12 protein-coding genes are annotated in these 13,888 nt (G+C 34.3%); 7 read left to right on the top strand and 5 right to left on the bottom strand.

What is annotated here, in order from left to right; translation table 11 throughout:
• On the top strand, nucleotides 1-972 hold a 972-nt coding region (locus DZ60_RS23635; protein ID WP_034230327.1), incomplete at its 5' end, for a T9SS type A sorting domain-containing protein.
• Nucleotides 973-1,212: 240 nt separating this feature from the next.
• Here the strand turns inward: DZ60_RS23635 and DZ60_RS0121475 are convergent.
• On the bottom strand, nucleotides 1,213-1,878 hold the full coding sequence (locus tag DZ60_RS0121475; protein ID WP_025744072.1) for a metal-dependent transcriptional regulator: 666 nt from the start codon (nucleotides 1,876-1,878) through the stop codon (nucleotides 1,213-1,215).
• Nucleotides 1,879-1,984: 106 nt separating this feature from the next.
• On the opposite strand from DZ60_RS0121475, the gene DZ60_RS0121480 reads away from it, so the two are divergent.
• Nucleotides 1,985-4,285, top strand: a complete 2,301-nt coding sequence (locus DZ60_RS0121480; protein WP_025744073.1) for a TonB-dependent receptor — start codon at nucleotides 1,985-1,987, stop codon at nucleotides 4,283-4,285.
• Between the two features lie 3 nt (nucleotides 4,286-4,288).
• Nucleotides 4,289-4,759 carry a thioredoxin family protein gene (locus DZ60_RS0121485; protein WP_025744074.1) on the top strand — a complete coding sequence of 157 codons (471 nt, stop codon included), beginning with the start codon at nucleotides 4,289-4,291 and terminating at the stop codon, nucleotides 4,757-4,759.
• Nucleotides 4,760-4,871: 112 nt separating this feature from the next.
• On the opposite strand, the gene DZ60_RS0121490 is transcribed toward DZ60_RS0121485, so the two are convergent.
• On the bottom strand, nucleotides 4,872-5,453 hold the full coding sequence (locus DZ60_RS0121490) for a DUF4494 domain-containing protein (RefSeq protein ID WP_025744075.1): 582 nt from the start codon (nucleotides 5,451-5,453) through the stop codon (nucleotides 4,872-4,874).
• A gap of 243 nt (nucleotides 5,454-5,696) precedes the next feature.
• On the opposite strand from DZ60_RS0121490, the gene DZ60_RS0121495 reads away from it, so the two are divergent.
• The 4 genes from DZ60_RS0121495 to DZ60_RS0121510 all read left to right on the top strand — a co-directional run bounded on the left by DZ60_RS0121495 (nucleotide 5,697) and on the right by DZ60_RS0121510 (nucleotide 8,949).
• Nucleotides 5,697-6,392: a hypothetical protein gene (locus DZ60_RS0121495; RefSeq protein ID WP_025744076.1), complete on the top strand. Its 696-nt coding sequence runs from the start codon at nucleotides 5,697-5,699 to the stop codon at nucleotides 6,390-6,392.
• 31 nt (nucleotides 6,393-6,423) lie between these two features.
• The gene (locus tag DZ60_RS0121500; RefSeq protein WP_025744077.1) at nucleotides 6,424-7,143 is read left to right on the top strand and encodes a hypothetical protein; all 720 of its coding nucleotides are present in this window, start codon (nucleotides 6,424-6,426) and stop codon (nucleotides 7,141-7,143) included.
• 35 nt (nucleotides 7,144-7,178) lie between these two features.
• Nucleotides 7,179-7,913 (top strand): hypothetical protein, encoded by a 735-nt coding sequence (locus tag DZ60_RS0121505; RefSeq protein WP_025744078.1) that lies wholly within the window; start codon nucleotides 7,179-7,181, stop codon nucleotides 7,911-7,913.
• 370 nt (nucleotides 7,914-8,283) lie between these two features.
• A complete protein-coding gene (locus DZ60_RS0121510; protein ID WP_025744079.1) occupies nucleotides 8,284-8,949 on the top strand; it encodes a hypothetical protein in 666 nt (221 codons plus the stop codon).
• 129 nt (nucleotides 8,950-9,078) lie between these two features.
• On the opposite strand, the gene DZ60_RS0121515 is transcribed toward DZ60_RS0121510, so the two are convergent.
• From DZ60_RS0121515 to DZ60_RS0121525, 3 genes are all read right to left on the bottom strand, one after another.
• Nucleotides 9,079-11,103, bottom strand: coding sequence for an OmpA family protein (locus tag DZ60_RS0121515; protein ID WP_025744080.1), 2,025 nt, complete (start codon nucleotides 11,101-11,103; stop codon nucleotides 9,079-9,081).
• Between the two features lie 23 nt (nucleotides 11,104-11,126).
• Nucleotides 11,127-12,071, bottom strand: coding sequence for a PorP/SprF family type IX secretion system membrane protein (locus DZ60_RS0121520; protein WP_025744081.1), 945 nt, complete (start codon nucleotides 12,069-12,071; stop codon nucleotides 11,127-11,129).
• 53 nt (nucleotides 12,072-12,124) lie between these two features.
• A partial coding sequence (locus tag DZ60_RS0121525) for a gliding motility-associated C-terminal domain-containing protein (protein ID WP_025744082.1) occupies nucleotides 12,125-13,888 on the bottom strand: 1,764 nt, incomplete at its 5' end.

The following is a 13,888-nucleotide window of genomic DNA, read 5'->3' on the forward strand; positions in this document are numbered from 1 at the left end:
GGAGAACTAACTTGCGCTGCGACAAGTTTGGATATCACAGCGACTTCGGATCTTGTTGATGCAACATTTAGTTGGTCTGGTTTTTCGGCGGACGTTAATCCAATTACAATTACAGAAGCGGGCGTCTATACTGTTCGTGTAACAAACCCTGCGACCGGATGTTTTACAGAAGATTCGATTGTGATTAGTGAGGATCAAACGGTTCCTGGAGTTTCTATCGCTGCTGATAATAATGGTATTCTTGATTGTGCTGTTTCTAGCCTTATTTTAGAAGCAACCTCAAATATTTCTAACGCAGTGTTTAGTTGGTCGGATTTTTCGGTGGGTGTCAATCCAATAACAATTAGTCAACCAGGGCAATACAGTGTACGTGTTACGAACCCAGCGACAGGATGTTTTACAGAAGATACGATTATCATATTGGAAGATTTTGAAATTCCTGATATAGAGGTTTCAAATACATGTGATCAGGGAGTGGTTACATTGATGGCAAGTTCTTCTTTTTCTGATGTAATTTTTAATTGGACAGGTTTTCCTGAAGAACAAAATCCGGTTTTCGTAAGTGCAGCAGGAGTTTATACTGTTGAGGCAGTTAATGTAATTAATGGTTGTACAGAAGAGCAAAGAGTAATTGTTAGTTCTATTTGTGAAGGAAAGAATCTAGACCTTAGTATACAATCAGAGGATGTTGATCTGAAAACAAGACTTCAATTAGATGCTGTTGCGTATCCAAATCCATCTGTAGGTAAAGTAACTATTTCTTTTAGAAGTACGTTAGAAGGAAATGCTGTTATTAGTTTTTATACGCTTACAGGAGTGACATATAAAACTATTTTAGAGAATGGGATGAAAGCGAATACAAAATATATCGTGAATTTTAATGAAGATGGTAGTTTGCCTTCTGGCATTTATTTCTATAAAATTCGTTTGGACAATAAAACGCTAACAGGACGTATTGTTATATCAAAATAATAAGTAGCTATTGAGTAAAAATAAAAAACCGTACTTAGTTTTTAGGTGCGGTTTTTTTGTTCTGGTACCTTTTCCTTAAATAATATTGTAAAAAAATGTTATTTAAGGAATCAAAAAACAGTAGGGCAGGCTTACTAAAAGAGTATAGTTTACCATTTAAAATACAAGTAGTTCAGGGTATTTAAAAAGGTTTAGTAACGAGGGCTCAATCTTGGATTAGTTAAGGAAAAAGCAAATGTATTAAGACGTATATCCTATATCGACATATAGATTAGATGCCATTTTATGCGATACCTTTATTACCTGGTCATTTACGGTTATTTCTAATGCATTGTCAAATGGCTCTTTATGCCTAAGATTGAATTTGGTGCCAAGAGCGATGCATTGTTTATCAAGGTACTGCAGAAAAGAAGGAGAGGAGTCTTTTACTCCCACTATAATTCCTATAGAACCTACTCGACATTCGGATAATAGAGAGGTGTTTTTTTTAGTGAAATTACCATCTTTGTCCGGTATAGGATCACCATGTGGATCTGTTTTTGGGTGTCCTAGTAACCTATCAATAGCATCAATGAGTTTTTCACTTTTTATATGTTCTAACTGTTCTGCAACTTCGTGTACTTCATCCCATTTAAAATCTAATTGTTCTACCAAAAAACATTCCCATAAACGATGTTTTCTGATAATAATCAAAGCTTGTTTTCTTCCTGTATCAGTCAATTCGACACCATAATATTTTTGATAGTTTACAAGATTTTTTTCGGCTAATTTTTTAACCATTTCTGTAATAGATGATGCTTTTGTTTCAAGTAGTGCAGACAACTTACTGGTCGAAACACCTTTTTCGGCTTCCTGTTGTAAGTGAAATATCGCTTTGAGATAGTTTTCTTCGGATTGGGTAAACATAAATTTTTATTAAAGGGTAAAAATACATTTTTTATTTTAAAATATAATGTTTAGGTTTGCCTAAATATTTTGTTATACAAGCCTTTTTTTTTGACTATTTATAGAGATGAGATTATTATATATTCTATTTTTTGCTACAGTTTTTGCCTCTGCTCAAGATAGATTGACAACTATTTACGGCAAAGTAACTTCTGATGGTATTCCTGTTTCTTTTGCTAGTATTTATGTTGCGGGAACCACTAATGGAGTCAGTGCAGATAAGAATGGTTCATACACACTCGAAGTACCTGTAGGTGAAGTTATTATTATTGCTCAGTCTCAAGGGTATCAGTCGATGAGAAAAACAATTGGGCCGAACGTAGGAGTTACTCAGGAGGTAAATTTTGATTTATCAGAAAGTAAACATTCTCTTGACGAAGTTGTAGTAACGGGAACACGAACAGAAAAACGAAGAACAGATTCACCAGTAATTGTTAACCTAATTAATAGTGAAACACTAGACAAGGTTGTTGCAGCAAATCTTTCTGAAGGATTAAGATTTCAACCGGGACTTAGAGTAGAGACTGATTGCCAAACGTGCAATTATACACAATTGCGCATGAACGGACTTCAGGGAGGATATTCTCAAATTTTGATTAATGGGCGTCCCGTTTTTAGTCCGCTTACGGGCTTATATGGTTTAGAGCAAATTCCTGTGAACATGATTGAGCGAATTGAGGTAGTTCGCGGGGGAGTTTCGGCTTTGTATGGTTCTAGCGCTATTGGTGGTACCGTCAATGTTATTACCAAAATACCGAAGAAAGATGCCTATGATATTACTTATACTTTTCAGGATATAGAAGGCACCAGTGATCATATACTTAATGGAAATGCAACCGTGGTTAATGAATCTTACAATGCAGGAGCGACGTTTTTTGTAAGCCATCGTGATCGCGAAACCTATGATGTAAATGGCGATAATTTTTCTGAATTGCCTGAGTTAAAAAATAATTCTTTTGGTATGAATGCATTTTATCTTCCAACAGAAAATTCTAAATTAGAACTAAGTATAAGTAGTATTAATGAGTATCGCTATGGTGGTGAAATGGTTGAAAAAGCAGCGTACTTAACAGAACAGAGTGAAGAGCGTACACACAATGTTCTTATAGGTAGTCTTGATTACCAGGTAAATTTTAATGAGGATAAGAGCTCATTTATCTTATATTATGGCGCACAACAAACAGATCGTGATCATTATACAGGTATTATTCCTGATGAACAAGAGGAACAACAACAGTTCTTTGAAGATCCACCATACGGAATTTCTGAAGTGGTAACACATCAAGGAGGGACTCAATACAATCATAAATTTGATAGTTTCTTAGGAGGGACAACAGTAGTAACTGGTGGGGTAGAGTATATGTATGATGATGTATATGATGAAATTGAATCTTACAATTATTTGATTGACCAAACCACCAAAAACTTAGGGTTTTTTGTTCAAAACGATTGGGATATTACTGAGCATCTAAATTTTCTTTCAGGTTTTCGTATAGATAAACATAATTTGGTAGACACGCCTATATTTAGTCCACGTCTTTCGTTACTTTATAAATTAGAAGAAACGACACAATTTCGATTAGGTTGGGGGACAGGTTTTCGAGCACCACAGGCATTTGATACGGATCTGCATATTGCGTTCGCAGGAGGAGGAATCTCAAGAATTTCATTGTCAGATGACTTAAAAGAAGAACGTTCTAATAGTTTTACGGCTTCTATTAATTATGATAAAGCAATGGAGCATTTTATTGCTGGTTTTACAGTAGAGGGGTTTTATACACATTTAGATGATGCATTTTTTCAGTTTCCGTTAGGGGAAGATGAGTTTGGAGAACGATTCGAAAAAAGAAATGGAACCGGAGCTACGGTAAAGGGAATTACGTTAGAAGGAAGGGCTAATTTTGATTATGTTTTTCAGGTAGATACAGGTTTTACGATACAATCTAGTTTGTTCGATGATCCCGTAGAGAATATTGAAGGTTTAGAACCTAAACGAGAATTTTTGAGAACTCCCAATACATATGGGTATGCTACATTTACATATACACCTACAAAAAAGATAAGTGCTAGTGCCAATTTGGTATATACGGGCCCTATGGATATAGCTCATTTTGCGGCAGAAGGCTCGGGTCAAGATATTGATGAATATTACAAGACTCCTTCATTTACAGAGGTAAGTCTACGCGTAGGGTATACATTCGATCTTCCTAAAGTAGAAACAGGTCTTGAAATATTTACTGGGGTTAAAAATATAACCAATAGCTATCAGGACGATTTTGACATTGGAAAAAATAGAGATAGTAATTACGTATATGGTCCCAGTGCTCCTCGTACATTTTTTGTAGGACTACGAATTAAATCATTATAGGTTATGAAAACTATTGCTCTTGTTTTTTCCTTTTTTGTTTTTGGAAATATTGTTTTTTCGCAAACTAAAGAAACCGTGCATTGGCTTAACTTTGAGCAAGTAGAAGATTCTTTAAGAATTGCTCCTAAGAAAGTTTTTATCGATTTTTATGCCGATTGGTGTGTGCCTTGTATACGAATGGAAAAGGAAATTTTTACAGATAGGAAGATTATAAAGCTAATAAATCGTGAGTATTATGCTGTAAAAATGAATATTGAGAGTAACGATACGATTGTTTTTGGTAATCAAAAATTTGTAAACGAACGACAACATCGAAAAAACCCAATACATCAGATTCCTTTATTAATGGCAAGTAGAAAAAACAAACCTTTTTCACTCCCCGCATTTGTCTTTATGGATAAAAATTTTGAGGCCAAGGCTAGATATTTTCAATACCTAAATGTTGATCAACTTTCTGAAATATTAGCTAACTAAGACCATTTTCTCTAAAAAACTACAAACCGGTCCCCTTACTTTATTTAACTATAATAGTTTAGTTGGGAAACCGGAGGTAAATTGTACAATACTAAAATATTCTCGATAGTGTTTAGTCTATCGAATGTACAGTGTCTTGAGATACTTCTTCTTGTTCTTCAATCGTATCTTGTTTCAACACAGTTTCTGTATTTTCTTCTACAGCTTCAGTAGCATTAGTAGTTTCTTTTAAAGGCCTGAATTTTTCTAATTGTTCTTCTTCACCTGTAAAGTAAGGGAAAACATCCATAATCGGGGATTCTGCAATTGCAGGTATGGTATAATCGCCCATAGACTCTTTCATCACATGTGTAGTATTGTCAAAAGCCTCTTTTACATCATTTGCCTGTACTAATAGATACATATTTGATTTTCTTTCCTTACCGCTTTCTTCATCAAAAGCAATCAAAGAAACTTTTGATTTAAACCAGCGATCAGAATTATCAAATGGATGTATTTCTGCAAAGTTTGCAATTTTAATATTGGTAATTTTAAACTCTTCACTTATATAGGCAGACATTTCTTCATTGATTCTTGTTTCAGCTTCGGTATACGATAAGGCATCAACCAAATAGGGCTCGGTTACCATTTTTTGCGCACCTGTATCATCTAGCTTTCTATATTTTACTTTGCATTCGTACCACGTAGTATTCATATCTTTTTTTTATTGGATGCCAAATATAGATTTTAAAAAACGGTTTTTACTACTGATACTTTGAATAGATATTCACAATTCTAAAAAAAACTAGAAGCTCCAAAATTAGTTGCTAATTACGCTGTTATTTCAACTTCTTTTTTTCCTCTTCAACTCCAGTTTTTTCTTTGTCACTTATTTTTATTTTATGTAGACGTTTGATATATGGTTATTTGCCTCATCATATAACTTAAATATTTTATAATGAAAACAACAAAAAGCATTTTTTTAAGAATTGCATGTATTGGGGTATTTGGACTATTATTTGCGAATTGCGAAGACGGAGAAATTGGGGCTCCGGGTTCAGATGGGATTGATGGAGTAGATGGTATTAATGGTATTGACGGAGTCAATGGTATCGATGGACAAAATGGAATCGCATTTGATGAACTTGCCCAATTCGGAAGCATAAACCTCACATTAGAAGGAACACGTCCTGATGATATTCCTTTTACAATAACAAATGAGTTTAAGTTTACGGCCAGCGATGATTTAGAAATTACAAATGCAGTTAGTGAAAACGGTACAGATCTATTCTTTACCATCGAAAGGTCTCTAAGCACTCCTGATGATTCATTTCAAGGGTCGATCGCATTTATTAATCTCTCGGCAACTAATGTCGGAGAGCAAAATCAGGCATTCGTATTTGATTTGGATATTATTGATTATGCTTTGATTTTTGACGATTTAGACTTTTTAGCATTTAGTGGTTTTTTTGAGAGTACTGACCCCTCAGTTTCTGATTTTGAGATTACTGGTTTTAATTTTGATAATCAAACGAATGCACTTACGTTTTTATTTGATTTTCAGGTTGATGGGGAGAACAATACTACGGGTAATGATATATCTATTTCAGGAGAAGTTGATGTTATTGTGGTAACCAGTATAGGGAATGAATAAAAAAATAAACAACAGAATTAAAACATAAAAGATGAAAAATTTTAGAAGCAATAGGGTATTTAAAATACTGTTTATATACGGTTTAGGATTGCTAATTGCAAGTTGCTCAGTAGAAGATGGCGATATTGGTCCTGCGGGGCAAGACGGTCTTAATGGTATTGATGGTACTGACGGTACAAATGGTATTGACGGGGTTAATGGGGAAGGTTTTGATGAACTTGTAGAATTTGGTGATATATCAATTCAATTGGCAGGAACAAGACCAGATAATAAGGCATTTACAGCTACAGATGTATTTCGATTTATGCCTCAGTCTTCTAATGTAGTACCCTTTGCAAATTCGGTAGTCCCTATTGAGTCAGAGGAATCAGGGTCTACGTTACTTTTTACAATAGGGAGACTTTTAAGTGCTCCTGATGACAATCTTCAATCTTCTGCTATTATTACACAATTATCGGTTACGAATCCTGGATCAGCTGACCAGACCTTCGAGTTGAATTTACAGATTTTTAGATATGCCGTCATTGCAGATGATCTTACCTTTTTTGATTTCAGCAATATTGGTGATAATCAAATTCCAGAATTGTCAAATGTAGCCGTGACAGATTTTAGTTTTGATAGCACAACGAATGCAATTACATTTTCTTTTACCGCAGATATTCCTGCAGATAATAATACCTCGGGCCATGAGGTTGCTATATCTGGACAAGTAAACGCAGTCGTTTTTGAAGAGATATTGATAGAAGAATAAGGGTTACCAATTTTAATTAATAAAAAGTATAAAAGATGAAAAAATTAAATATAAAGAATCTCTATAAGACACTTTTAATATGTTGTCTCGGAATGTTTCTTACAAATTGTGAAGGAGAAGATGGTGTTACGGGTCCTGATGGCCTTGATGGTATAGACGGTATTGATGGTGTTGATGGCATTGATGGTATCGATGGAGAGGATGGTCTTGGTTTTGAAGAATTGACAGAGTTTGGCGGAGTTACAATTACCGCCGAAGGAACAAGAAGTGATACGGGAGAAGCATTTACCGATACTACCGTATTTGAATTTACTGCAATTGATGCACAGGCACTTAAGGATCATAACTCTGTAACTGCAGATGACGATAGTTCGAGCCTTTCTTTTAAATTAGCTCGTTTTCTAAGTACTCCTGATGACGAATCTGAAAGTTCAAATATTCAATTCGAGCTTAATGTTAACAATCCAGATCTGGAGACACCAGAATTTGAATTTGCACTGATTATTAATTCGTATCATATTATTTTTGATGACTTCGGGGTATTAAAAGTATCTGATGATTTTGATAATAATCCTGAGTTGCTCAACGGTACAGATATTGAGATCACGAATTTTAACTTTGATGATGCTACGAATGAATTAACATTTTCATTTTCTTTTATCATAGATGCTGAGACTAATGATTCGGGGAATGATCTTTCTATCTCAGGTCAAGTTGCTGTAGTGGTTTTAGAAGATATATCAGATTCTGATGTTTTTATTCTTTTGTAATCAATCTGATAAGTAGAGCGGAGCAACTATTGGCTTGTAAGAAATTATACTTACCTACTTGTATTTTTAAAAACCTGTTGATCGCAAAGTGATTAACAGGTTTTTCATTTGTTATTTGATGTAGGTTGGATTATCACATATGTCATACAGGTTCAATAAAAGACTTAGGTTTGGTAAGTAGATTCGTTTTGTTTTGTTCTTTTCAATAATTCTATCATAAAAAGGCATATGTGTTTTTTCCCTTTACAGCTTTTTTTTCCTCTTTATCCTTGAAATTTCTCAATCACATACTTTGTTTTTGTGTAAGTGCTTAAAAATCTGATATTTGTGATATTGGTTATTGTAAACACTTTTTTAAACACTTTTTAAAATGAAAACAATGAGGAGCATTTTTGTAGGCATCGTGATGATAGGGATATTGGTATTTGTTTTTTCAAATTGTGAAAATTCTAACGACTCTATATTTGATGAGGCATATTTTGCCAAAGAGACGGATGAGTATAGTACTGAAGATTTGGATGAACTCACAAAATTCGGAAGCATAAAAATTACTTTTGAAGGAATACAATCTAATGATGAGTTTTTTAAAAAAACCGAGGAATTTAAATTTATTAAAGAGAACACCACGAATCTTTTTAATACTGCTTTTACAGAAGATAAAAAGATAACTTTTGATATGGAGCGTTTTTTGAAAGTTCCTAAAGAAAGATATCAGGAACCCTTTGTTAATTTTGGTTTAACTGCTGTTGATCTAGGAACCCCGAACCAAGAGTTTACGTCTTTTTATTTTAATATTCATGAGTACGCTTTAATTTTTGATGATTTTACTTTTTTTGAAATCAATGGTTCTATTAATACGTCATCATCAAATATTACAGATTTTAATATTGCTAATTTTGATTATAACAAGGATACAGGCGCTCTTAGTTTTTTATTTATTTTTTACGTGAAAGGAATGCATAATGCCACAGGATATGATTTGTTGGTTTCAGGCGAAGTTGATGTTATTGTCGAAGACAATTTTATTAGCATATAGAAACTCTAAATACAAAAAGTGCATTGTTCGTATGTAATGATATAGTTGCTTTTAATCTATAAACTGGTTTCGTATATTTTGGTAATGTAACTACTATCTATTCGAGAGGTAAGATGCAAAATAATGCTACTACTCATTACTGATGACAATAAACTCACTGCGTCTATTTTTACCGTGATCTTCTTTACTGCATTTTACTCCATTACTGCATTTGTTGATCAATACAGTTTCACCGTACCCTCTACTTTTTACCCTAGAGGGGTCAATACCTTTGCTGATAATATAGTTTGCAGTAGAAATAGCTCTTTTTTGAGATAATTTTAGATTATAGGCATCACTTCCTCTACTATCTGTATGTGAACCTATTTCTATTTTAATAGGTAGATATTCTTTCATATATGCGACTATTTTATCCAATTCTTTGGCGGTTTCGCCAAGAATTAAAGCTTTGTTAGAAGCAAAATATATGGGTTTTAGATCTAAAGTTTTTGCTAAATCAATCCCCTTTGCAGGAAGATTGTTTTTTAGAGATATTTTTTCGACGCCGTTGGGTTTTTCCCTAGTAATAGTAACTTTTTTAGAATCAGAATTATAGTTTTCTTTTTCGATAGCGACCAGATATTCCTTATCATCACAATCAACATTGATTATAAAAGTCCCTCTTTCATTAGTTCTGCCCGCTTGAACTACTTCTCCATTTTTATCTTTGATTTCTATACCAGCATTTTGTAGAACATCTCCAGAATTAATATCTAGAACTATGATTTCTAAACTACCTTCACATTTGGTAAGTAAGGGAGTAGTTTCTATAAAACTATAAATATCATCATCTCCACGACCCCCTTCTCGGTTAGATGCAAAATAGCCTTTTTTGGTTTCATCATTTATAATAAAGGTGATGTCATCAGCAGTGCTATTAATAGGTTCTCCGACATTATATACTTTATTGTCTTCTTTTTCTTCATTAAAATTAAACGTAAATATGTCCAATCCACCAAGTCCTAGATGACCATCCGAAGCAAAATATAATACGTCATTATTACTAATAAATGGAAACGTTTCTCTTCCTTCTGTATTTATATCGGGGCCTAAGTTTTTGGGTTCACCAAAACTACCGTCGTTATAGATGTCTACTACATATAAGTCCGACATGCCATATCCGCCTGGCATATCAGAAGCAAAATAAAGTTTTGTGTTATCTCGATTGAGTGCAGGATGTGCTACAGAATATTGATCACTGTTAAAAGGGACTTCTTTTATAGTATGCCATTTTTTCTTTTCATTGATAGTCGCTTTAAAAATTTTTAACCTACTTACTCCAGTAGAATCTGTTTGTATTTTGGATTTAGAGAAGTTATTACGAGTAAAATAAACGATTTTTCCGCCTTTGCTAAATGATGAAGTGGATTCGTGAAGCCTTGTATTGATTTGTTTTGATAACCCCAATGCATATGAAAGGCTATCACCGAAAGATTGAAAAAGATCTAAATAAGATTGTTTTGTCCACTCATTCTTTTGACCAGAAAAAGCTCCGTCTTTTCTAGCTGAGGAAAAAACAATACTTTTTTCATAAAAAGAAGGGGCAAAGTCGGTAAATATAGAATTCTGAGCATAATTTTCAATACGATAGCGCCCTGACTGTTTAGCAATGTCTTTTAAGTATTCAGGATTTTCTATGAAACGTCTTGCTCTGCTATCGGTTTTACTCTTTTTTTGAAGCATGAGCATCAGATTATCTGCTTTCTTATAGTCACCTACAAATTTATATGCTTGTGCTGTTCTAAAGTAATATTCGACAGGGATGTCGTAGTCAAAGTGGGTGGTTAGTTTTTGTATAGTCGCAGTGTCACTTTTATTAATTAGCTTTTCTTTTTTAAGTTCTATTTCTTCTTTTTTACTCCACATTTTTTCATAAAACTTAGCAGCTTCAGAGAGGTTCGCATTATAATAGTGGCAATTCCCTAATTTTTGATACACTTCTATGGTACCATTCCCAGAATTAATAATGTTTTTGTAAGAACTGATAGCATCTATATATCTAAAATTTTCATACTCATCATTCGCTTTAATTAGGGTGCTTTCTTGTGCCGAAACCGAATTCGAAATAACGAAGAGAGATATTGATGCTGATATTATTTTTAAGAATATATTCATTGCAATTGACATTAGGTTTTGGTTTAAAAGAATCTTGGGTACAGTATTTTTTTGTCTTTGAAAATCTCATACCTTAAAAAGAATTCATAGGATCCAGCATTAAACTCTGTATTTCCAAGCGCTGTAGTTTCCCAATCGTATGCAAAACCAAGCATCATAGAATTAGAAATCTGAAATCCTGCTAAAGCACTTATTGCAGCACTCCATCGATATGCTAGTCCTAAATTAAGCTTGTCTGAAATTAAAAAATTGGCAGAAACATCTACTTGCAGAGGTGCTCCTGCAACACCTTTGATTAGTGCTGCTGGTTTAAACTTTAATGATTCGTTCACATCAAAAACGTAACCTCCTATGAGATAAAGGTTAATTCGTTCTTCTGCTAAAAATGAAGCAGCCGTATTGTCGGTATTAGATTCATTAAAATGTTGCGTCTCTAGTAAGTTTGGTGCCGAGGCACCTAGGTATAATTTTTCTGTATGATAATATAATCCAATTCCCATATTAGGAGAAAATTTATTATCAATATTATTCTCTAATAAAGCATCTGTATTTGTGTATTGGTTGAGGTCATCAAAATTCACATTTAACAAATGAGCCCCTCCTTTTACACCAAAGGCCAATTGTCCTATATCAGATGTTCGTATAGTATATGAAAAAGAAATATCAAAATACGTTTCTTGAGTAGGTCCAATTTTATCATTAATAATAGACATACCTAATCCAACCTTCTTCTTTTTCCCCGTAGGCGAGTGTATATTGAGTGTTTGTGTAGAAGGAGCTCCACCAAGACCAACCCATTGATTTCTATGTATTCCAGTTATACTTACAGCATCTCTTGAGCCTGCGTACGCGGGGTTTACGCTTATCGTATTATACATGTATTGGGTATATTGAGCATCTTGCTGTCCAATAACTTCATTACAAAAACCAGATAGGATTAGTAGTAAGAGTATATAAATTTTTTTCATCTTCAGAGGTGTGTTTTTTTACTAAAAATTGTCTTATTCTAATTAAATCGGTTTTATCTATTAATATATAGGTAATCAGATCGTTGTTTGGTTTCTCCTGTTTCTGTTTTATAAGTTAAAATATAGAAGTACGTTCCTACAGGTAGCATTTTATCTTTACTGATTGTAGTTCTTCCATTTGATTCTCCTCTAAAATATTCTCCATTAACTCCATAACCAATGGCCTTATAAACGACTACTCCCCAACGATTAAAAATTTGAATTTCATTGGAAGGGAATTTTTCTATATTTCTTATTGATAACACATCATGATCTCCATCTCCATTGGGTGTAACTACGTTAAAAACTTCAAGGTCATCATCTACTGTAGTATCGGCATTATTTGGATCCAAATAATCAGGGATACCATCACCATCTGCATCAGTAGTAACTCCTTCAATAGCTCCAGTAGATTCGTCTTCTGTATTAATACCATCTCCATCATCATCTATATCTTGGTAATCATCAATTCCATCACCATCTGTATCGATAGGAGTATAGTTAATAGTACCATTATCAGGAGTACTTTGTACACTATCAGCTATCCCATCTGAACCATAAGGGCCATCAAGTTGCCCATCATTATTTGCATCTATTCCTTGATGCCCTGATTCAATCAAATCAGAAACTCCATCTCCATCAGCATCTAGATCTAAACTATCAATAATACCATCATTGTCTGTATCCAAATCGGGTGTATCTCCTTGTTCTACAGAATCAGGAATGCCATCGTTATCATCATCGAGATCTATTGAATTAGGAATACCATCATTGTCTGCATCATCTTTTACCACAATGATTGTAACCAAAGCTGTTTCGCAAACTGCAGGACTTACATTATTATTACATACTTGATATTCGACAAGAACGGTTAGTCCATCTTCATCAGATGCTGGTGCATAGCTCATTTCTCCTGTAAGGTTGTCAAATGTAATATTACCCGATGCGGTTCCCGCTCCTGTATCAATAATAGAAATATTTGGCCCGGGTATAAAATCATCATTATCTAGTATATCTATTATTCCGATAGTGCCATCAATTACTGTAAGCGTATCATTTTCAGTATTTGCAATTAGAGGGTTTGGGTCTGTGGTATCCGGATTTCCATCATTATCATCATCTGTATCCGTTACATCAGGAATTCCGTCATCGTCGGTATCGGTCTGAACAGTTATTGTAACTGTCGCATTTTCGCAAATAATAGCAGTTAAAGAGGAGTGACATACTTGATATACAACAGTTACTGCTGTTCCTTCTTCTCCTGCTACTGGTGTATATTGCATAATACCCGTGCTCGGATCAAAAAATACGATTCCTGAAGCAGTTCCCGTTCCTAGGTCTGTAATAGTAGTATTGGGACCTGGTAAAAAATCATCATTACTTAGAATATTTACACTACCTGTAGTGTTTTCGATGATTGATACCAGATCGTCTCTAGTTATCGGTACCAAAGGATTTGGATCGGTAATATCCGGGTTTCCGTCATTATCATCATCGGTATCTCCTGTATCACAAATACCATCTCCGTCATTATCGGGTCCATCATTAGCAGTGTCTACATTAGATCCTGCAGTAAAGTCAGTATTTGCTGTTGCCGAGCAATCATCACATCCATCAGCATCGCTATCTCCACATTCTGATGGATCGTTAGGATCAGTTCCGTTTGTTGCTTCATCGGTATCAGATACACCATCATTATCATCATCGGTATCTCCTGTATCACAAATACCATCCCCGTCATTATCAGGGCCATCATTAGCAGTGTCTACATTAGATCC

The organism is Aquimarina pacifica (assembly GCF_000520955.1).
GTDB classification, from domain to species: Bacteria; Bacteroidota; Bacteroidia; order Flavobacteriales; family Flavobacteriaceae; genus Aquimarina; species Aquimarina pacifica.